The organism is Streptomyces sp. NPDC048506 (assembly GCF_040651315.1).
Taxonomy (GTDB): Bacteria; Actinomycetota; Actinomycetes; order Streptomycetales; family Streptomycetaceae; genus Streptomyces.
Genome location: NZ_JBEZIX010000011.1, coordinates 169,433 through 189,411, shown reverse-complemented (window position 1 = coordinate 189,411; position 19,979 = coordinate 169,433). Strand labels below are relative to the sequence as shown.

Below are 19,979 nucleotides of genomic sequence, written 5' to 3'. Positions count from 1 at the left end.
GCCTGGTGTGTGGACTGCTTCGCTTTACGTCCACACACCAGGCCCCTCCGGCCCGTCCCCTCCCGTGGGTGGGAAGGAAGGAGACCGGTGGGGGTGGACACGAGTGGTCCCCTGCCGGCAGTCGACAGACGATGCCCGCCCCCACCGGCCTCTCACCCACTCACGGGAGGGGACGGGCCGGAGGGGCAGGGGTTCCGGACGTAAAGCGAAGCAGTCCGGAACCCCTGCCCCGGAGGCCCGTCACCGCACCCGACAACACCCACGCCCGCCGCAGGCGCAACGGCGACAAACCACCACGGCGGGAAAGCCAAAAACGTGGGGAGAACGCCGGCCGCCTAGGCCCTGGCCAGCAACTCGGAGAGGCGGTTGAAGAAGTCCGTCCAGCCGGCCTCCGCCTGTTCGTACTGCTCGGCGGTCAGGTTGCCGCCTAGTTGGCGGAAGGCCATCTGCGTGCGGTCTCCTATGTCGGTCAGGGTGATCCGGACCAGTGCGCCCTCGGAACTCCTGGGTGCGGGCGTGTCGTTGAGCGTGAACTCCAGTCGCTCGGGGGGCGCGACCTCGCGGTAGACGCCGGAGAACGGCAGCTCGGTGCCGTCCGGGGTGCGCATGACCAGGCTCCAGGTGCCGCCCGGCCGGACGTCCATCGTCAGCCGGTCGGCGGGCACGGTCAGCTCGCCGCCGAACCAGTACGCGAAGTGTCCGGGCGTCGTCCAGGCCTCGAAGACAAGCTCGCGGTGGGCGTCGAAGGTGCGGGTGAGCGCGATGCCGTGCGGGTCGTCCTGGGGGGTCTCGGTCATGGTCGGGCCCTTCGTGCGAAGCTGTTGCCGGCGGGGCGCCCGGTGGCCGCCCGCCTCTTCGATGCTCGCCCAGCGGCCCGGCGCTGTCCTGACGACACCGCCCGCCCGGCCGAGCCCGCTACGCCGCCCCGCTCCAGAACCCGGCCAGCGCCTCCGCGGTCTTCTCCGGGCGCTCGGCGTTGGGGGAGTGCTCGGCGCCCTCGACGACGGTGCGGCGGGCGGTCAGCCGGTCGGCCATGGCGTCCATCCACGGCACCGGCCAGGCGTAGTCCACGGCCCCGGAGACCACGTGGACGGGCAGCCCCGTGCGGGCCAGCTCGGTCACCCGGTCGGGCTCGTCCAGCATCTGCCGGCCGGTCGCGATCAGCTGCTCGGGGACGGTGTTCAGCCAACGGCGGTGCAGGAATGCGCCGATCTCCGGGGGCGTCGCGCTGTCGGCCGCCTCCGGGGGATCCAGCTCGCGCATCGCCCGCCAGACGCTCTCCATGTCGAGCGTGCCGAGCGCGTCGATCAGCATCCGCACCCGGGCCTGCTGGGCGGCGTCGATGGCCGCCGGGCCGGAGCTCAGTACGGTCAGCGAACGGAACGGGGTGGCGTCGACCAGGACCGCGGCCCGGGTGATCAGCCCACCCAGGGAGTGGCCCAGCAGGTGCAGCGGGCCGCCGGCGGGCTGCTGCACGGCGCGCGCCTGGGCCAGTACGTCGAGCGCCAACTCGCTTTGCACATAAGCGTGTTCGTCGTGCGGTCCGGTCGATTCGTGCTGACCGCGGCCGTCCACCGCGACCGCCCGGAAGCCGGCCGTGGCGAGCGGCTCCAGCAAGGCGATGAAGTCCTCCTTGCTGCCGGTGAAGCCGGGCACCAGCAGCGCGGTCCCGATCGGCGCGCCCTCGGGCCGGGCGTCGTGCACGGCGAAGGCACCGCGGTCGGTGTCGAGTTGGTACGCGCGGGCGCACGGGGGCAGCGTGAGGGTGGGCGGCCTGCTCATGGGTCGAGATTATCCGGGCCGGGCGGCGAAACCGGGCCGGGACGCCGAACGGCCCGGCACCCGCGGGGAGCGGGGCCGGGCCGTTCGGCGTCGGGCCGGGGTCAGCTCTCGGGCGTGACCTCGGCAGCGGCGGCCTTGCGGGTCCGGCGGCGGACCGGCTTGGCCTCGGTGGCCTCGGTGGCCTCGGCCGCATCCGCCGCAGGCTTGGCCGCGGCGGCCTTACGGGTGCGCTTCGGCTTCGCCGGGGCGTCCGCCGCGGGAGCGTCCACGGCGGCCTTCGCGGCGGCGGTCTTCCGCGTCCGCTTGGGCTTGGCCGGTGCGGTCTCGGTGCCCTCGGCGGTCTCGACGGCGCTCTCGGCCGCAGGCTTGGCCGCGGCGGCCTTACGGGTCCGCTTCGGCTTCGCCGGGGCGTCCGCCGCGGCCTCGGGCGCGCTGTCCGTCACCTCGGCGGCCTTGCTGCGGGTCCGGCGGCGCGGCTTGGCGGCCGGAGCCTCGGTGGCGACCGCCGGGCCTTCCGCCGTGTCGACCGCGTCCACCGCGGCCTCGGAGGCGGTGACCGCCTCGACGGCGTCCGCGGCCACCGGGCGGGCGGCCCGGGTGCGACGGCGGCGCGGCTTGGCGGGTGCGGCCGGAGCCTCGGCGGCCTCCTCGGTCACCTCGGCGGCGACCGGCGCGGCCTCGGTGGCCTCCGCTCCCGCGACCGGCACCCCGGCGGACTGGCCGCTGCGGGTGCGCCGACGGCGGCGCGGCTGACGGGGACCGGAGGCGGCCTCGGTGTCCGCGGTGCCCTCGGCAGCGTCCAGCGCCTCCGTGGCCTCGGCGGCCGGGCCGTCCAGCGGGGTGCCGCCGCGGGTACGGCGACGCTGCCGCGGGGTACGGGTGCGGGTGGGGCGCTCCTCCTCGGCCGTGCTGCCGCGGCGGGGACCACGGCCGCGGCCACCGGTCTCACCGAGGTCCTCGACCTCTTCCGCGGCGAGGCCGGCCCGGGTGCGCTCGGCGCGCGGCAGGACGCCCTTGGTGCCCTCGGGGATGTTCAGCTGCTCGTAGAGGTGCGGCGAGGTGGAGTAGGTCTCCTCCGGCTCGTCGAACGGCAGCTCCAGCGCCTTGTTGATCAGCTTCCAGCGCGGGATGTCATCCCAGTCGACGAGGGTGACCGCGGTGCCCTTGGCGCCGGCCCGGCCGGTGCGGCCGATGCGGTGCAGGTAGGTCTTCTCGTCCTCGGGGGACTGGTAGTTGATGACGTGCGTGACGCCTTCGACGTCGATTCCGCGGGCGGCGACGTCGGTGCAGACCAGGACGTCGACCTTGCCGTTGCGGAAGGCGCGCAGCGCCTGCTCGCGGGCGCCCTGGCCGAGGTCGCCGTGGACCGCGCCGGACGCGAAGCCGCGCCGGGAGAGCTGGTCGGCGATGTCGGCGGCGGTCCGCTTCGTCCGGCAGAACACCATCGCCAGGCCCCGGCCCTCGGCCTGAAGGATGCGCGCGACCATCTCCGGCTTGTCCATGGAGTGCGCGCGGAAGACGTGCTGGGTGATGTTGGCGACCGTCGCGCCCTCGTCGTCCGGCGCGGTGGCGCGGATGTGGGTGGGCTGCGACATGTAGCGGCGGGCCAGCGAGATGACCTGGCCGGGCATCGTCGCGGAGAACAGCATGGTCTGCCGCTTGGCCGGCAGCAGCTGGATGATCTTCTCGACGTCGGGCAGGAAGCCCAGGTCGAGCATCTCGTCGGCCTCGTCCAGAACGAGGGTGCGCACCTGCGAGAGGTCCAGCTTCTTCTGGCCCGCGAGGTCCAGCAGCCGGCCGGGCGTGCCGACGACCACGTCGACGCCCTTCTTCAGCGCCTCGACCTGCGGCTCGTAGGCCCGACCGCCGTAGATCGCCAGGACCCGGACGTTACGGACCTTGCCGGCGGTGAGCAGATCGTTGGTGACCTGCTGGCACAGCTCGCGGGTGGGGACGACGACGAGGGCCTGCGGCGCCTCGGTCAGCTGCTCGGGCTGCGAGCGGCCCGCCTCGACGTCCGCGGGGACCGTGACGCGCTCGATGAGCGGCAGGCCGAAGCCCAGGGTCTTGCCCGTGCCGGTCTTGGCCTGGCCGATGACGTCGTTGCCGGAGAGGGCGACGGGGAGCGTCAGCTCCTGGATGGGAAAGGGGGAGATGATGCCGACGGCCTCAAGGGCTTCGGCCGTCTCGGGGAAAATCCCAAGGTCTCGAAACGTAGACAGGATCTTGCCTCTTCTGTGAGACGCGGCGTGAGGCGGCGAAGGGGGTCGTACCGCTCCGTCGTACGGCTTCGTACGGAGCCGGCCTGATGGCGGCCGGTGGGGCGGGACCACTGCCAACGCCCAGGCACTCGTGCCGCGAGCGGTGTCCCTCCCGCAATGCGTACGTCACGTACGCGCCGCGGAGCAGGGCGGTCGGTTTGGAGCCGATCGGGCCACCGACCGGGCATCCGCTTCGTGGAACGACCCACCGGTTACCGGCAGGTCCAATACCACTGTACCCCGGATACCGCGTACCCATCCGAAGGCGTGTATGAGTGAGGAATACATCACGTCCGCGCGGGCCGCCCGCCGGCGGCTCCGAACGCCGTTCGTACGAGGGAACGGAAGTGGCTGACCAGGGCCTTCCCCCGGGCGTCGGGCGGGCTATTGTGCCGGTCATGGGAACGCCTGACAACGCCGCGGCTGACGCGCAAGAACACACCGGGATCGCCGCCCAGGACTGGGCGCAGGCATCCGCCGACCCGCAGTACCGGGCCGCCGTGATCGATCTGCTGGGCGCGCTCGCGTACGGCGAGCTGTCCGCCTTCGAGCGCCTGGCGGAGGACGCCAAGCTCGCGCCGACGATGGACGACAAGGCCGAGCTGGCCAAGATGGCCTCGGCCGAGTTCCACCACTTCGAGCGGCTGCGGGAGCGGCTCGCGCAGATCGAGGCGGAGCCGAACGAGGCGATGGAGCCGTTCGCCGCCGCCCTGGACGAGTTCCACCGCCAGACCGCGCCGTCGGACTGGCTGGAGGGCCTGGTCAAGGCGTACGTGGGCGACTCGATCGCGAGTGACTTCTACCGCGAGGTCGCAGCGAGGCTGGACTCCGACACCCGTGACCTGGTGCTGGCCGTGCTGGACGACACCGGGCACGCGTCCTTCGCCGTCGAGAAGGTGCGCGCGGCCATCGAGGCCGAGCCGCGGGTCGGCGGACGGCTGGCGCTGTGGGCGCGGCGGCTGATGGGTGAGGCGCTCTCGCAGGCCCAGCGGGTGGTCGCGGACCGCGACGCGCTCTCCACGATGCTGGTCGGCGGCGTCGCCGACGGCTTCGACCTGGCGGAGGTGGGCCGGATGTTCTCCCGGATCACCGAGGCGCACACCAAGCGGATGGCGGCACTGGGGCTGGCGGCCTGACGCCGGCCGGACATACGGACGCCGCCTGACGGGCGCGCCGGTCGGTTCAGGCCGTCCGGTGCCCCTTCAGGGGCGTCGCCGGCCGCCGAAGACGGTGGTGCGAGGGCCGCACCAGGACCGAGAGCAGGGCCGCGCCCACCAGGACCGCGGCGACCATCACCTGGACGGGGTGTCCGGGGCCGAGGATCGAGCGGGTCAGCAGGGCGCCGAGCAGCGCCGCGACCGGGCCCGTCGCCAGCGTGAGGGCGCGCGAGGGGAAGCGGTCGGGCAGCCAGCGCGTGGCGGACAGGGCGATGGCGAAGCCGATGAGTGCGGCTCCGAGCGCTTCCCAGATCATGCTCTTCCCTCCCGCGTGCCGGTCTGCCCGCGCGTCGACGCTGCTGCCGCAGTGCCGCCGCCGACGGGCCGATCGGACGAACAAATGGGTCGTAGGCGGTCGTACCCAAGGGGTCGCGGCAGCAACCCTCCCGTCCCGGATCACCTGCCTGATCAGCTCAGCCGGGCCGACCCGAACGGACTGAACTGCGAAAGGGCGACGGCCCGGAGGGCATATCCCCCCGGGCCGCCGCCCTCGTCCGCATCGGATGCAGGGTGCCGCGGCCGGCACCCTTCCGGTCAGAGCGCGCCGAAACCGACCTTGCGGCCGGACGGCTCGCCGAGCTCCACATAGGCCAGCCGGTCCGCCGGGACCAGGACCTTGCGGCCGTGTTCGTCCACCAGCTTCAGCAGCTCCGACTTGCCGGCCAGCGCATCGGACACCGCGCGCTCGACCTCTTCGGCAGACTGCCCGCTCTCCAGAACGATCTCGCGGGGTGCGTGCTGCACGCCGATCTTGACCTCCACGGCTTCTGTTCCCTCCGATGGTCTGGGGGTGCCCCCAGCGCTAGCTGGGGGAGGGTGCGCGGCCATCCGCGCCGTACGCAGCACACATTAGCCCGGTACGGGGACGCACAGGACGCCTCGCACCACGCCAGCAGCGAACACGGTCAGTGCGTGTCGCTGCCGTGCAGCGGGAAGCCGGCGATGCCCTTCCACGCGAGCGAGGTCAGCAACGCCACCGCGGTGTCCCGGGGGACCTGGCTCCCGGACGACAGCCAGTAGCGCGCCACCACCTGGGAGACCCCGCCCAGGCCCACGGCGAGCAGCATCGACTCGTCCTGCGAGAGGCCGGTGTCCTCGGCGATCACCGCGCTGATGGCCTCGGCGCACTCCAGCGACACCTTGTCGACCCGCTCGCGGACCGCCGGCTCGTTGGTCAGGTCCGACTCGAAGACCAGCCGGAAGGCGCCGCCCGGGTCCTCCACGTACGCGAAGTAGGCGTCCATCGTCGCCGCGACCCGCTGCTTGTTGTCGGTCGTCGACTCCAGCGCGGAGCGCACCGACTGGAGCAGCGACTCGCAGTGCTGGTCCAGCAGGGCGAGGTACAGGTCCAGCTTGCCCGGGAAGTGTTGGTAGAGCACCGGCTTGCTGACGCCCGCCCGCTCGGCGATGTCGTCCATCGCGGCCGCGTGGTAGCCCTGTGCGACGAACACTTCCTGGGCCGCGCCCAGGAGCTGGTTGCGTCGGGCGCGGCGTGGCAGGCGTGTGCCCCGCGGGCGTGCCGCCTCGGTCTGCTCGATGGCGCTCACGCTGCCTCCCAGAAGTCGTTCCGTACGCGGCCAGTACAAGGTGGTGCACCGCGCCCGCCATCGTACTTTTGGGTAACGACGCTGTGCGCGGCCTGGGGCGAGAAATTCTGCCCGGGACCGTTTGTGCAATCAGACATAACGTCCCAGGTCATCGGTATTCGTCTTCGTTGAGCTCCACGACCCGCGCCTGCTCGGCGAGATCCGCCTCGTTCGCCGCCCCCGGGTCGATGCGAGTCAGCGAGTCGTCGCGTTGCGGGGCGAGCTCGGCGTACTGCTCCGCGGCGTCCGCCTCCGGCGCCTCCACGTCGAACTCGGTGGCGTCGCTCTCGTCCTCAAAGGTGTCCGGGTCTGTCGGGTCGACGCGCATGGTGGCTGCCTTTCTGGGCTTTTCGGGCTTTCTGAGCTCTCCGGGCCTTCTGGGCCCTCTCACGGTCTCGCGGTGTCGGCTGGGCCGGCTGGTGCCTGGCTGAAAAGCGGGGCCGGGGCGGCTGCCCTTGCCTACGAGCCTAGGAGAGCCGCCGCGACGGCGCGATGCGGTGTGTGACGGCGAACACACGATCGGGGGCGTGATCGTCTCGTAACATCGACCCCATGTCTTCGTCGCCGCCTTCGACCGGGTCGCCGGACACCGCAACCTCCGCTCTCCCGGTGCCGCCGGCCGGCCCCGGCGGGCGCGGCGCGGTGGAGACGGTCCGCACCGTGACCCTGTCGGGCCTCACGCTGGCCGTGCGGACACCGGACGGGCACCTGGCCGCGGTGGACGGCACGGGCGACGCCGGCGCCGGGCCGGCCCGTGAACCCGCGCTCTACGTCCACGGCCTCGGCGGCTCCTCACAGAACTGGTCCGCCCTGATGTCGCTGCTCGCCGACCGGGTGGACGGCGAGGCGATCGACCTGCCCGGTTTCGGGCACTCGCCGCCGCCGGAGGACGGCAACTACTCCGTCTCCGCGCAGGCGCGCGCGGTCATCGGCTACCTCGACGCGGCCGGCCGCGGCCCCGTGCACCTCATCGGCAACTCGATGGGCGGCGCGGCGACGACCCGGGTCGCGGCCGCGCGCCCGGACCTGGTCCGCACCCTCACCCTGATCTCGCCGGCGCTGCCCGAGCTGCGGCCGCAGCTGACGGCGGTGCCCACCGCGCTGCTCGCCGTCCCCGGCGTCGCCGGGCTCTTCGGCCGGCTCACCCGGGACTGGACGCCCGAGCGCCGCACCCGCGAGGTGCTGGCGCTCTGTTACGGCGACCCCGCCCGGGTCACCCCGGAAGGGTTCAACTCCGCGGTCGACGAGTACGCCAGGCGGCTCCAACTCCCGTACTTCTGGGACGTGATGGAGCGCTCGGCGCGGGGTCTGGTGAACTCCTACACGCTCGGCGGGCAGCACAATTTGTGGCGTCAGGCAGAGCGGGTGCTCGCCCCCACCCTTCTCGTCTACGGTGGACGCGACCGCCTGGTCTCCGTCCGGATGGCGCGGCGGGCGGCCGCGGCGTTCCGCGGTTCGCGGCTGCTGACACTGCCGGAGGCGGGGCACGTGGCGATGATGGAGTACCCGGAGGCGGTGGCGCGGGCCGTCCGCGACCTGCTCGACTCCGACGTGACCGATGAGATCGCCGATGCGGGCAGGAGCTGACACGCCTCGTGGGACGCCATAGCCGCCGAGGACGGCCGGAGAGCGCAACCGACGCACCGGAGACGGCCGTACCGCCCGGAGCGCGGGTGCCCGGACCGGGCTCGGGGCGCCGCCGGCGCGAGCCGGTGGAGGGCGACACGGTGCGCGGCGGGCACCCCGAACAGCGCGAACCGGGCGGTGGCTGGGGCGAGTTCCCGACAACGACACCGTCCCCGATGCCGGCCGGGCAGACCGGACCGCGGATTCCCCGGCCGCGGACGGAGATGTCCGGCACCCGGCCGCTCGCCGCGCCGGGCGGCGGACCGGGCCCGCGCCGCGACTACGTGGCGGCCTTCGACGGGGGCGTCGACGAGGACGACAACGTCTTCCGGGCCGGTGCGCCCGATGCGCGCGGGGCGCCGGGCGGGCGCTTCACGGGGCGATCGGTGGTCTTCGACCGGAACCCGGCGGACCCGGCCGACGGGCCGCTGGACGGCGAACCCGCCCTCGGGGCCGAGGCGCCCGGCGAGGGCGACGACCCCGGCGCGCAGGACGTGCGGTACGACGCGAAGAAGGGCGGCAAGGGCCGGACGTTGACCGGAGCGGCCGCCGCGGCGGTGACCACCGTGCTCGCCGTCGTCATCGCGGGCCAGGTCGCCGAGCAGCACAAGGACGGCGGCGACCCGCAGCCGCGCAGCGGCAACGACCGCACCGACGGCGGCGACGAGGCCTCCAGGTCACAGCACAGGCCCACCCAGGACGCCAAACCCGCCGGCTACGACGAGAAGATGTCGCAGCGCTTCCCGCTGGCGGCGGACCTGGCGGCCAGCGGGCGGTTCCGGCCGGTCGGCGGCGACGCCAAGGCGCCCGGGCACGGCAAGGTGCTGCGCTACCGCGTCGACATCGAGGAGGGGCTGCCGCTGGACGGCGCGCTGTTCGCCGAGGCGGTCCACAAGACCCTGAACGACGACCGGAGTTGGGCGCACGGCGGAGCGCGGACCTTCCAGCGAGTGGCCTCCGGGCCCGCCGACTTCGTGATCACCCTGGCGAGCCCGGTCACCACCGGGAAGTGGTGTGCCAAGTCCGGTCTCGACACCACCGAGGACAACGTCTCCTGCGACTCGGCGGCGACCGACCGCGTCATGATCAACGCCTACCGGTGGGCACAGGGGGCCAAGACCTACGGGCCCGACAAGATGCTCGCCTACCGCCAGATGCTGATCAATCACGAGGTCGGCCACCGGCTCGGCCACAACCACGAGGTCTGTTCCCGGCAGGGCGCACTGGCCCCGGTGATGATGCAGCAGACGAAGTTCCTGACGACGGACGGTGTGACCTGCCGCCCCAACTCCTGGCCGTTCCCCACTCAGCGGTGAGCCGGCCGGGCCGCGGAGCGGCGCCGGCTCCGGGCCGCCGCGCGGGTCGTGACGCATAGCGCGCCGAAACGCCCTTAGGGGCGGAAAGTTACGTGCTTTCACCCCTTCCGGTGGCGCGATGGACAACCGTCCATCGCGCCACCGGCCCTTTTGCATAGCTTCTTCCTGCAGGTGACGGCGGTGCGGTCGCCCCCAAGGGCCTTCGACGGGCTCCGGCCCGGGGGACCCCCGTCGCCGGGGACGTCGACAAGGGAGGACGGGGGTGCAGCCGTGCGCGTTGGACTGCTCACCGAGGGTGGCTACCCGCATGCGTCCGGTGAGTCGCACGCGTGGTGCGACCGGCTCGTGCGCGGGCTCACCGGCCATGACTTCGAGGTCTACGCCCTGAGCACCCGGGCCCGCGAGGAGCCGTGCCCACGGCGCGGCCTGCCGGACCACGTCCGCACGGTGCGCAGCGCGCCCCTGTGGGGCGACTTCCCCGCCGAGCACCACCGGACCGCCGAGGAACGCCGGGGCCGCGCCCCCGGACGGCGCGCACGGCGCCGGTTCACCGAGCACTTCGGCGACCTGGTGACGGCCTTCGCCGCGGCCCCGCCCGGAAGCGGGCCGCCGGCCCCGGACGGAGCCCCCGGCCCTGCGCTGACCAGCAAGGCGGACCGTTTCGCCAGCGGTCTCTACGGGCTCGCCGAACGGGCCCGGGAGCACGGCGGACTGCCCGCCCTGCTCCGCTCCGAGGACGCCGTCCGCACGCTGGAGGCCGCCTGCCACGGCCCCCATACGCTGCCCGCCGCCCACGGCGCCCAGGTCAGCGACCTGCTGGCGGTCGCCGAACAGCTCGAACTCGCGCTGCGCCCGCTGTCGTTGGACTGGTACGGCGACCGGGACGCCCCGGGCCTCGACGCCGTGGACCTCTGCCACGCCGCCTCCGGCGGTGCGGCGGCCCTCCCCGGACTGTTGGCCAAACGCTTCTTCGGTACTCCGCTCCTGGTCACCGAGTACGGCGTACGGCTGCGCGAGCACTATCTGGCGCGCGCCGCGGCGCCGTTGAGCGTCCCCGTGCGGGCCCTGCTCGCCGCGTTCCAGGGCGCGTTGGCCGCCGAGACCTACGCCCAGGCCGCCCTGATCACCCCCGGCAACACCCACGCCCGACGCTGGCAGGAGCGTTGCGGCGCCGACCGCGACCGGCTGCGCACCGTCTACCCCGGCATGGACGCCGGCCCCTTCACCGCCGTCGCGGACGCCCCGGCCGACGACTCCAAGACGCTGGTGTGGGTCGGTGCCGTAGAGCCGGCGAAGGACCTGGTGGCGCTGCTGCACGCGTTCGCCGAGGTCCGCAGGGCCGAGCCGGAGGCCACCTTGCGGATCATCGGCGGGGTGGGCCGTGACCCCCGGGCGCCCGGATACCTCGCGCACTGCCGGGCGCTGGCCGCCCAGCTCTTCCCCGACGAGGCGGCCGACGACCGCACCGTCGGTGAGAACCCGGTCAGCTTCGAGGAGATCGGCAGCCCCGACGTGCCGACCCTGGAGGACGCCTACGCCTCCGGTGCCGTCGTGGTGCTCTCCAGCGTCATCGAGGGCTTCCCGCGCTCCCTGGTGGAGGCGATGTTCTGCGGCCGGGCCACGGTGTCCACCGATGCCGGCGCGGTCTGCGAAGTCATCGGCGGAACCGGCCTGGTCGTCCCGCCGCGCAACCCGCGCGCGCTCGCCGAGGCCTGCCGCGCGCTGCTCGGCGACCCGGACCGCAGGGCACGGCTGGGCGCCGCCGCCCGGGCGCGGGCGCTCGAACTCTTCACCGTCGAGCAGAACGTCGCGGCCTTCCGCGGCCTCTACCTGGAGCTGATCTCGCACGCCCCGGCCCGCCCGGCCGATGACCGTGGGCGGGACGCACAGGGTGTACCGCAGCCCTTCGACCGGCCGCCCGAGGCCCATGTCCCCGGCCGCTGGGCCGCGTCCGGCGGCGCTGCCAAGGCCGGTGCGCCGGCCGGGCGGACACCGAGCTGGGCGGTGCCGGAGGGGGCGCGGCGGGCCGCGGAACCGGTGCCGGCCGGCGGGGCCGGGGACGGGCGTCCCCCCTGGGCCGATGGGGGTGCCCCCGGTCGAACGACGTCGGAACCGGGGGACCGCCGAAGGCCCTTGGGGGAGGCCGGCGTCGAAGGGGCGCGGTGACCGATGGGGCAGGGACGGCACGGCGACGGGCTGGGGGCCCTCCCAGCCGTGGCCGCGGGAGCGTGATCAGTGTGAGGGAGATGGCAGTGCTGACCGGTGTGCTGGATGTGATGTGTGCGATGGGGGTGGTGGGCGTGGCCCTGGTGACTGGCATGGCCGATGTGGCGCACGCCGGCAACCGTGACGGCCTCCGGCGCCGCGGCCGCGCCGACGGCCCGGCGTACGCGGGCGGCCGTACCGCCCCGGCCGGCACGGCTGTGCCGTCAGGCGGCGCCGCCCGCCCCGACCGGCACGGCCGTACCGGGACCCCGGCTGCGGGGGAGGGCGCATGACCGCCACCGACGAGGGCCCCGCCCGAGCCGCCGCGGGCCGCGCCGCGGAGCGGGACGCGGCACCCCGCAGGGACGCCGCCGCCCGCCCCGCTCGCCGCGGCCCCGCCGACCCGGTACGGGTGCTGATGCACCGTCACCAGAAGCTCTGCGCGCACGCCGTCGACCCCCTGGAGATCGCCGCCGGGCTGGAGGCCCACGGCGTCACCGACCGCACCGCCGCCCGCTTCCGGCACCGCGACGTCTTCTCGCTGGCCGAGGAGCTCTACGCCCGGGTCCCGCGGGCCGAGTCCGCCGACCGGCCCGCGGCCGGGCAACGGACCTGTCCTCCCGCCTCCTCCCCCCAGGAACGTTCCGGGCGGGTCCGGGGGTGGGGCGGGCGCGGCGCCGCGCTGCACCTGCTGCCCGGCGCCGTCTGCCTCGCCACCGTCACCGCCCTCGCCTCGGCCGGTGACGAGGTGACTCCCCTGTTCCACCTGGCCGTCGGTGCCGTCGGTGCGGCGCTGCTCGTGCTCGCCGTCCGGCTCGCCGTACGGGCCGGACCGCTGCGGCCGCGCCACCACGGCGCCCCCTCGCGGACCGCCGGCCTGTGGGTCTGCTGGACCGCCGGCTACGCGGTGTACGGCGACTGGCTGCTCGGCCAGCTGCTCAGCGGCGGCCCCGACCTGCCGGATGTCCATCCGCGGGCCGCCGTCGCCACCGCCGTGGCGCTCTCCCTCGCCGTCCTCCCCGCGGCCGGCTGCGCCCGCTGGTTCGCGGTGCGCGGGCGGCGCGGCCTGGCCGCCAGCCGCGGCCTCGCGGAGTTCGCCGCCCGGGTACGGCCGCTGCTGCTCGCCGCCACCCTGCTCTTCCTGGGCGCGCTGGCCGCGCTGCTCCTGGTGGCGGGGGTGGTCCTCGGCGAGGGCGACGGGGGCGCCACCGCGGCGGTGGCCGCCGCCGCGGTCGGCCTGCTGCTCTTCCTCGCCCGGCTGCTGACCCTCCACGGCTTCCCCGAGGCGGCCACGGCGGGCCTGGCCTCGGCCGCGGTCCTGGAGGCGCTCGCCCTGGCCCTGGTGCTGATCGCCCGGCTCCCCGGCCTGGCCCCGCTCGACCTTCCGGTCGAGGCGCTGACCACCACCGCGGGACCGGCCGCGGTCCCCGCCGTGGCCTGCACGGCGGCCGCCCTGGTCCTCCTCGTCCACGGCCTGCGGGCGCTCACCGGCGCCTGTGCGCACTCGCCGGCCCCGGCCGGGTCGGGAAAGGCGCACCGGCCGTGACCCTTCCGACGCCCGCCCGCCCCGAACGTCCCACACCCTCACACGGGCACCCCCGTCCCGCACCACCCCCGGAGCGGCACCCCGAAACGGCCGCTCCGGATCCTTCGGACCCCTCGCCGCGAACCCCACCCCCCACGTGGCCCCCGCCCCCGAGGCGGACGCCGACCCCGCGGCCGGAGCCGACGCACTTCCCACGAACCGCCTTAGGAGCACGACACATGAACGTCCACCCGACCACAGGCCACGCGGACCGGGGGGTCGCACGATGAGGGTGCTGCTCATCGGCGCCAACGGCTACCTCGGCCGCTTCGTCGCCGACCGCCTGCTCGCCGACCCCGCCGTCCAGCTCACCGCCCTCGGGCGGGGCGACGACGCCGACGTCCGCTTCGACCTGGCCACCGGCAGCCCCGGGGCGCTCACCCGCTTCCTCGACGCGGTGCACCCCGGCGTGGTCGTCAACTGCGCGGGCGCCACCCGCGGCGGCGCCCGCGAGCTGACCCGACACAACACCGTCGCGGTCGCCACCATCTGCGAATCGCTGCGGCGCAGCGGCTGCGGCGCCCGGCTCGTCCACCTGGGCTGCGCCTCCGAATACGGGCCCTCACAGCCCGGTTCCTCGACCGCCGAGGACGCCGTACCGCGCCCCGGAGGCCCCTACGGCGTCAGCAAACTGGCCGCCACCGAACTGGTCCTGGGCTCCGGCCTGGACGCCGTCGTGCTGCGGGTCTTCTCGCCGGTCGGCCCCGGCACCCCCGCGGGCTCGCCGCTCGGCCGGCTCGCCGAGGCGATGCGCCGCGCCATGCAGTCCGGCGACAGTGAACTCAAGCTCGGCGGGCTCGGCGTGCAGCGGGACTTCGTCGACGTGCGGGACGTCGCCCGGGCCGTGCACGCCGCCTCGCTGTCGGCCGCACAGGGGGTGGTCAACATCGGGACCGGTCGCGCGGTGCGGCTGCGCGAGGCCGCGTCCGTGCTCGCCCGGGTCGCCGGCTTCGGCGGCGCGCTGCACGAGCTGGACTCCCCGCCGGCCCGGCTGGTCATCCCCGGTCCCACCGCCGACCACCCGGTCGGCTCGCCGCCCGCGACCTACCCGTACCCGGACGGCTGCGGCACCTGGCAGCAGGCGGACGTCCGCACCGCCCGCGACCGGCTCGGCTGGCGCCCGCGGATCGTCCTGGAGGAGTCCCTCGCCGACATCTGGATGGAGGCTGCGTGTCGCATCTGATCACCCCGGCCGACACCACCCGGTCCCCGACCGGGCCCGCCCCGCTCGGCATCGGCGTACCGGGCTTCGCCCATCCGCTGCTGGCCCCCACCGAGTGGTCCGAACTGCTGCGCTGCGCCTCCGGGTTCGTGCACTGGGCGGTGCTCAACGTCGCCGACGGACCCGGGGCCCGCCCCGACCCGCACTGCGTGCCGGCCGCCGCCCGGCTTCGTGAGACGGGTGTCCGAGTGCTGGGACACCTGGACCTGGGCCACGGCGCGCGGCCCTTCGGCGAGCTGCTCTCCGACGCCCACCGCTATCTGGAGTGGTACGAGGCCGACGGCTTCTGGCTGGACCGCGCGCCCACGGACCGGCACCTGCTGCCCGCGACCCGGCGGCTCACCGCCACCCTGCGGGCCCTGTGCGACGACGGCCACCTCGTCCTCGGGCACGGCGGCCACCCCCACCCGGGCTACGCCGAGTGCGCCGACCAGCTCGTCACCTTCGCCGGCCGCTGGGCCGACTACCGCTGGTCGCAGGTGGCCGAGTGGACCGCCGACCACCCTCCGCAGCGGTTCTGCCACCTCGTCCACAGCGTGCCGCGGACCCATCTGGACGAGGCGCTGCGGATCGCCCGCTGGCAGGGGGCCGGCACCGTGTTCGTCACCGACCGCCGGGCCGCCGGGGCGGTAGGGGCGGCAGCGGGCGCCTGGGAATCGCTGCCCGGCTACTGGGACGATTTTGTCTCGCGCATCGGACCGGGTGTCTCGGAATGAAGAAGGGCGTGGCAGTGTTACGGGAAGACAACCAGTCCTCAGATACCGACCAACCCCCTTGATGAGGTCATCCGTGTCGCTGCCACCCCTGGTCGAGCCCGCTTCGGAGCTCACCGTCGACGAGGTCCGCAGGTACTCCCGCCACCTGATCATCCCCGATGTCGGGATGGACGGGCAGAAGCGGCTGAAGAACGCCAAGGTGCTGTGCGTCGGCGCCGGCGGCCTGGGCTCGCCCGCGCTGATGTATCTCGCCGCGGCCGGCGTCGGCACGCTCGGCATCGTGGAGTTCGACGAGGTCGACGAGTCGAACCTGCAGCGCCAGATCATCCACAGCCAGGCGGACATCGGCCGCTCCAAGGCCGCGTCCGCCAAGGACTCGGTCCTGGGCATCAACCCGTACGTCACGGTCAACCTGCACGAAGAGCGCCTCGACTCCACGAACGTCATGGAGCTCTTCGCCCAGTACGACCTGATCGTGGACGGCACCGACAACTTCGCCACCCGCTACCTGGTCAACGACGCCTGCGTGCTGCTGAACAAGCCGTACGTCTGGGGTTCGATCTACCGCTTCGACGGTCAGGCCTCGGTGTTCTGGTCCGAGCACGGCCCCTGCTACCGCTGCCTGTACCCGGAGCCCCCGCCGCCGGGCATGGTGCCGTCCTGCGCCGAGGGCGGCGTCCTCGGCGTGCTGTGCGCCTCCATCGGCTCCATCCAGGTCAACGAGGCCATCAAGCTGCTCGCCGGCATCGGTGAGCCGCTGGTCGGCCGCCTGATGATCTACGACGCACTGGAGATGACGTACCGTCAGGTCAAGGTCCGCAAGGACCCGAACTGCGCGGTCTGCGGCGAGAACCCGACCGTCACCGAGCTCATCGACTACGAGGCCTTCTGCGGCGTCGTGTCCGAGGAGGCCCAGGAGGCGGCGGCCGGCTCGACGATCACTCCCCGGCAGCTCAAGGAGTGGATCGACGCCGATGAGAAGATCGACATCATCGACGTCCGCGAGCCCAACGAGTACGAGATCGTCTCCATCCCCGGCGCCCGGCTGATCCCGAAGAACGAGTTCCTGATGGGCACCGCCCTCCAGGACCTCCCGCAGGACAAGAAGATCGTCCTGCACTGCAAGACGGGTGTCCGCTCCGCCGAGGTTCTCGCCGTACTGAAGTCCGCTGGCTTCGCCGACGCCGTGCACGTCGGCGGCGGCGTCATCGGCTGGGTCAACACGGTCGAGCCGGAGAAGCCGGTCTACTGAGCCGCTGAGCCGCACACACGCGACAGGCGCCGGTCCGCACCCCGCGGACCGGCGCCTGTCGCGTGCGGACCTGGTCGCGTGCGGACCCGGCGTGCAGACCTGTCGCTTTCAGACCTGTCGCGCCCTCAGATCTCGCCCCGGCGCGTCAGGAACGTGAAGGCCAGCCAGCCCGGCAGCACCGGCAGCCAGAACACCATCAGCCGGAACAGCAGCACCGCCGGGAACGCCGTGTCGCCGGGGAGCCCGGCGATGGTCAGGGCGGTGATCAGCGCACCCTCCACGGCGCCCACGCCGCCCGGCGTCGGGGCCGCCGAGCCCAGCGCGTTGCCGGCGAGGAAGGCGACCGCGATGCTCGCGTAGCTGATCTTGTCGCCGCCGCCGAACGCCCGGATCGAGGCGTCCAGACACATCACGTTCGCCGCCGTCAGCAGCAGCATCCCGCCGATGCCGGTGACCAGCTTCCGGGGCCGCTGGAGGATGTCCAGCATCCGCGGCACCACGCCCGCGAACAGCGACCGCACCCGGGTCGCCACGAACTTCCGCAGCACCGGCACCGCCGTGACGATCAGCACCAGCACCGCCACGGTCAGCAGCCCGGCGATGACCGTACGGGACGGCGAGATGTCCTGCGTCTGCTCGGTGCCGGTCAGATAGCCGAAGGCCAGCAGCAGCATGATGTGACTGCCCAGACCGAACAGCTGGGACGCTCCGACGCTGGCCACCGCCAGCCCCGGACGCACCCCGGCGCGCTGGAGGAACCGGGTGTTCAGCGCCACCCCACCGATGGCCGCGGGCGCCACCAGCTTCACGAAGTTGCCCGCGATCTGCGCGATCACCGTCCTGACGAACGACACCTTCTCGGTGACGAACCCCAGCAGGCTCATCGCCGCCGCCGGGTACGTCAGCGCCGAGAAGAACGTCGCCACCGCCACCCACTCCCACTGGGCCTCGCTGATCACATCGCCCAGGTTGAAGTTGGTCAGCTGCGACAACAGCAGGTACACCGCGAACGCGCCGGCGATCCAGCTGATCAGGATCCGCGGGCTGAGCCGCTCCAGCTTCGCCGGTTCGATCACCGCGGTGGGCCGGATCAGCAGCACCTGCCGGCGGATCTGGGCCAGCAGATCCTCTTCCCGGGCCTCCTCCGACGCCTCGTCCAGCGCCCGCTTCTCGGCGTTCTTCTCCGCGTGCCGCTCGGCCCGCAGTGTCTTGCGGTCCTTGGGGCCCGCCGCCTCCCGCGCCTCGCGCGCCTCCTTGGCGGCCTGCGACGTCGCCAGCACCGCCTCGCGCTCCCGCTTGGCGCGCTCGCGGGCCAGCTGCCGCAGCGTGGCCCGGGTGGTGCGGCTGAGCGCGATCGGCTGGAGCATCGGGAGGCTGTCGGCGACCGCGTCCGGGCCGAGCACCTCGACGGCCGCGGCCACCGCCCGCTCGGCGCCGACCCGCAGCCCGCAGGTGGCCAACAGCTGGGCGATGTCCATCCGCAGTACGAGATCACCGGCCGCGATCTCGCCGCCGCGCAGCTCGGTCAGCACGATGTTGCCGGAACGATCCACCAGCAGGGCGTCACCGACCAGCCGCCGGTGCGCGATCCGCCGCGACTGCAACGCCTCGACCTGCCGCCAGGCGCTGTGCATCAGCGCGTCGGTGATCTCCTCGTCGGCCAGCGCGTCGAAGGTGCGGCCCCCGATGTGCTCGTAGACCAGCATCACCGCGTCCGGGCCGAGCTCCGAGGTGGCGATCAGCTTGGGCGCATTGGCGCCCGCCGCGATCGCCGCGTACGCCAGCAGGGCCTCCTGCTCCAGTGCCTGGCGCAGCGACTGGAGGCTGCGGCGCTGGTTGATGCCGCGCAGCGACAGCCGCCGCCACACCCGGTAGAAGAAGCCCTGGGCCTGCTGCTCCCGGTCGACGACGGTGACATCGATCGGCGGGCCGTCCTCCAGGGTGACGATGTAGCGGCGGCCGCGGTCCGCGTGCTCGTTCTGCTCCGCCTGGGCCGCGTCCTCCGCGCGCATCGCGCTGACCGGGTGGAAGCCGACCCGGCGCAGCCCCGCGAGGAGGTTCTGCCCGGTGGGGCGGACGTTGGGGGAGCCGACGGCGTAGAGCGTGCCGTAGGCGACGGTCCAGCCGATCAGCACCGTCGTGATGATCGCGAACGGAGTGGTGTACCGGCCCACCAGGACCGCGAACGCCTCCAGCAGCAGCACGCCCCACATCGCGACCCGCCAGCGCGGCCGCCGGGACATCCCCACCGCCGTCATATAGGCGATCACCGGCGCCAGGTAGCTGTGCACCGGCGCGGAGAGCGAGCCGTTCGCCAGCGGCTGGGTCAGCGCGACCCGGATGGAGGCGGGGGCGGCCTCGGCCACCCACAGGTCGGTGGCGAGCGACACCCCGTGGGCGAGGACGGCGGCGAGCACCCCGTCCGCGATCCGCAGCCCGTCCCGCTTGATCAGCCGCTCCACGGCGAACGCCACCGGCACGATCAGCACCGCGACGCTGGACGTCAGCCCCGCCAGGTTGATCAGCAGCGGCGGCGCGGCCTTCGCGCCGGTGCCGATGTCCCGCGCCAGGCCCGCCGTGGTGCCGTGGGCGAACGTGGCCAGTCCGAGGACGAGGGCGATCCCCGCCATCCCGAGCAGCAGCCGCAGCAGGTCGGCGGGCCGGTGCACCCGGGCGGGCAGCAGCGGCTCGTCGCCGGAGACCCGGTCGACGTGGAATTCGCCGCACTCGTCGGCGCTCAGGTCCGAGCGGTGCGCGCCGCCGCGGGGCCTGCCCCGGGCCGCGCCGGACACCGGCTCCTCGCCCTTGTGGTGCTCGACGTGCTCGTCCGGAACCTGCTTCTGCTCGCGCTCCTCCTCGTTGCGCTGCGATGGCTCGGGCTCCCTGGGCCCCTTCGGCCTCTCGGACGCCCCTGGTCGTTCGGCCTTCTCGATCGTGCTCGCCTTTTCGGTAGCGGAAGCCGTGACCGGCCTTCGTGGGTGCTTCCCCGCGACGGGCAGCGCGTCAGGGGCGCCCGCCTCCCGCGGAGGCGCCGCACCCTGCTGCTCGGCTGTCTCTTCTTGATCTCGTATCACCAGTCACCGTCCGGAAGATGGTGGCACGGCCGACCAGTGGAGGGGGGCATCAGGGTGCATTTCGGGGGTACGGGAAGCGGAACGTCGGCCCCCGCTGCCGTGACGGCGAGGGCGGCGTCCCCCTTCCCGCGGGGCCA

At 73.9% G+C, this 19,979-nt stretch carries 17 protein-coding genes; 9 read left to right on the top strand and 8 right to left on the bottom strand.

The annotated features are described in order from the left end of the window. Positions 1-335: 335 nt before the first annotated feature. From AB0C96_RS11745 to AB0C96_RS11735, 3 genes are all read right to left on the bottom strand, one after another. On the bottom strand, positions 336-797 hold the full coding sequence (locus AB0C96_RS11745; RefSeq protein WP_362916175.1) for an SRPBCC domain-containing protein: 462 nt from the start codon (positions 795-797) through the stop codon (positions 336-338). Positions 798-915: 118 nt separating this feature from the next. Then, positions 916-1,782 (bottom strand): alpha/beta fold hydrolase, encoded by an 867-nt coding sequence (locus AB0C96_RS11740; protein ID WP_362916173.1) that lies wholly within the window; start codon positions 1,780-1,782, stop codon positions 916-918. 101 nt (positions 1,783-1,883) lie between these two features. Beyond that, the gene (locus tag AB0C96_RS11735) at positions 1,884-4,007 is read right to left on the bottom strand and encodes a DEAD/DEAH box helicase (RefSeq protein WP_362916209.1); all 2,124 of its coding nucleotides are present in this window, start codon (positions 4,005-4,007) and stop codon (positions 1,884-1,886) included. A gap of 434 nt (positions 4,008-4,441) precedes the next feature. Between AB0C96_RS11735 and AB0C96_RS11730 the strand changes: the two genes are divergently transcribed. Then, on the top strand, positions 4,442-5,179 hold the full coding sequence (locus AB0C96_RS11730; protein WP_084773624.1) for a ferritin-like fold-containing protein: 738 nt from the start codon (positions 4,442-4,444) through the stop codon (positions 5,177-5,179). A 46-nt stretch (positions 5,180-5,225) separates the two neighbouring features. Here the strand turns inward: AB0C96_RS11730 and AB0C96_RS11725 are convergent, their stop codons facing one another. From AB0C96_RS11725 to AB0C96_RS11710, 4 genes are all read right to left on the bottom strand, one after another. Next, positions 5,226-5,516: a hypothetical protein gene (locus AB0C96_RS11725; RefSeq protein WP_362916171.1), complete on the bottom strand. Its 291-nt coding sequence runs from the start codon at positions 5,514-5,516 to the stop codon at positions 5,226-5,228. A gap of 278 nt (positions 5,517-5,794) precedes the next feature. Then, the gene (locus AB0C96_RS11720) at positions 5,795-6,022 is read right to left on the bottom strand and encodes a DUF3107 domain-containing protein (protein WP_362916170.1); all 228 of its coding nucleotides are present in this window, start codon (positions 6,020-6,022) and stop codon (positions 5,795-5,797) included. Positions 6,023-6,165: 143 nt separating this feature from the next. Beyond that, the gene (locus AB0C96_RS11715) at positions 6,166-6,807 is read right to left on the bottom strand and encodes a TetR/AcrR family transcriptional regulator (RefSeq protein ID WP_362916168.1); all 642 of its coding nucleotides are present in this window, start codon (positions 6,805-6,807) and stop codon (positions 6,166-6,168) included. A 148-nt stretch (positions 6,808-6,955) separates the two neighbouring features. After that, the gene (locus AB0C96_RS11710) at positions 6,956-7,174 is read right to left on the bottom strand and encodes a hypothetical protein (protein WP_362916166.1); all 219 of its coding nucleotides are present in this window, start codon (positions 7,172-7,174) and stop codon (positions 6,956-6,958) included. 224 nt (positions 7,175-7,398) lie between these two features. Between AB0C96_RS11710 and AB0C96_RS11705 the strand changes: the two genes are divergently transcribed. From AB0C96_RS11705 to moeZ, 8 genes are all read left to right on the top strand, one after another. Continuing rightward, positions 7,399-8,433 (top strand): alpha/beta hydrolase, encoded by a 1,035-nt coding sequence (locus tag AB0C96_RS11705; protein ID WP_362916164.1) that lies wholly within the window; start codon positions 7,399-7,401, stop codon positions 8,431-8,433. A gap of 8 nt (positions 8,434-8,441) precedes the next feature. After that, entirely contained in the window at positions 8,442-9,788 is a 1,347-nt protein-coding gene (locus AB0C96_RS11700; RefSeq protein ID WP_362916162.1) for a DUF3152 domain-containing protein, read from the top strand. 270 nt (positions 9,789-10,058) lie between these two features. After that, complete coding sequence (locus AB0C96_RS11695; RefSeq protein WP_362916160.1) at positions 10,059-11,954, top strand: DUF3492 domain-containing protein; 1,896 nt, start codon at positions 10,059-10,061, stop codon at positions 11,952-11,954. Between the two features lie 80 nt (positions 11,955-12,034). Beyond that, the gene (locus AB0C96_RS11690) at positions 12,035-12,286 is read left to right on the top strand and encodes a hypothetical protein (protein ID WP_362916158.1); all 252 of its coding nucleotides are present in this window, start codon (positions 12,035-12,037) and stop codon (positions 12,284-12,286) included. Then, positions 12,283-13,539, top strand: coding sequence for a hypothetical protein (locus tag AB0C96_RS11685; RefSeq protein ID WP_362916156.1), 1,257 nt, complete (start codon positions 12,283-12,285; stop codon positions 13,537-13,539). Before AB0C96_RS11690 ends, AB0C96_RS11685 begins: the two co-directional genes overlap by 4 nt. Before the next feature lie 265 nt (positions 13,540-13,804). Next, entirely contained in the window at positions 13,805-14,761 is a 957-nt protein-coding gene (locus AB0C96_RS11680; protein ID WP_362916154.1) for an NAD-dependent epimerase/dehydratase family protein, read from the top strand. Next, a complete protein-coding gene (locus tag AB0C96_RS11675) occupies positions 14,749-15,516 on the top strand; it encodes a spherulation-specific family 4 protein (protein ID WP_362916152.1) in 768 nt (255 codons plus the stop codon). The genes AB0C96_RS11680 and AB0C96_RS11675 overlap by 13 nt, the downstream gene beginning before the upstream one ends. A gap of 73 nt (positions 15,517-15,589) precedes the next feature. Beyond that, positions 15,590-16,768: an adenylyltransferase/sulfurtransferase MoeZ gene (moeZ, locus tag AB0C96_RS11670; RefSeq protein WP_362916150.1), complete on the top strand. Its 1,179-nt coding sequence runs from the start codon at positions 15,590-15,592 to the stop codon at positions 16,766-16,768. Positions 16,769-16,893: 125 nt separating this feature from the next. Here the strand turns inward: moeZ and AB0C96_RS11665 are convergent, their stop codons facing one another. Further along, positions 16,894-19,509 (bottom strand): flippase-like domain-containing protein, encoded by a 2,616-nt coding sequence (locus tag AB0C96_RS11665; RefSeq protein WP_362916207.1) that lies wholly within the window; start codon positions 19,507-19,509, stop codon positions 16,894-16,896. Positions 19,510-19,979 lie beyond the last annotated feature (470 nt).

Coding starts and splice junctions, on each gene's coding strand:
- AB0C96_RS11745 (WP_362916175.1), bottom strand. CDS start 797: ATGACCGAGACCCCCCAGGACGACCCGCACGGCATCGCGCTCACCCGC.
- AB0C96_RS11740 (WP_362916173.1), bottom strand. CDS start 1,782: ATGAGCAGGCCGCCCACCCTCACGCTGCCCCCGTGCGCCCGCGCGTAC.
- AB0C96_RS11730 (WP_084773624.1), top strand. CDS start 4,442: ATGGGAACGCCTGACAACGCCGCGGCTGACGCGCAAGAACACACCGGG.
- AB0C96_RS11725 (WP_362916171.1), bottom strand. CDS start 5,516: ATGATCTGGGAAGCGCTCGGAGCCGCACTCATCGGCTTCGCCATCGCC.
- AB0C96_RS11710 (WP_362916166.1), bottom strand. CDS start 7,174: ATGCGCGTCGACCCGACAGACCCGGACACCTTTGAGGACGAGAGCGAC.
- AB0C96_RS11705 (WP_362916164.1), top strand. CDS start 7,399: ATGTCTTCGTCGCCGCCTTCGACCGGGTCGCCGGACACCGCAACCTCC.
- AB0C96_RS11690 (WP_362916158.1), top strand. CDS start 12,035: ATGGCAGTGCTGACCGGTGTGCTGGATGTGATGTGTGCGATGGGGGTG.
- AB0C96_RS11685 (WP_362916156.1), top strand. CDS start 12,283: ATGACCGCCACCGACGAGGGCCCCGCCCGAGCCGCCGCGGGCCGCGCC.
- AB0C96_RS11680 (WP_362916154.1), top strand. CDS start 13,805: ATGAGGGTGCTGCTCATCGGCGCCAACGGCTACCTCGGCCGCTTCGTC.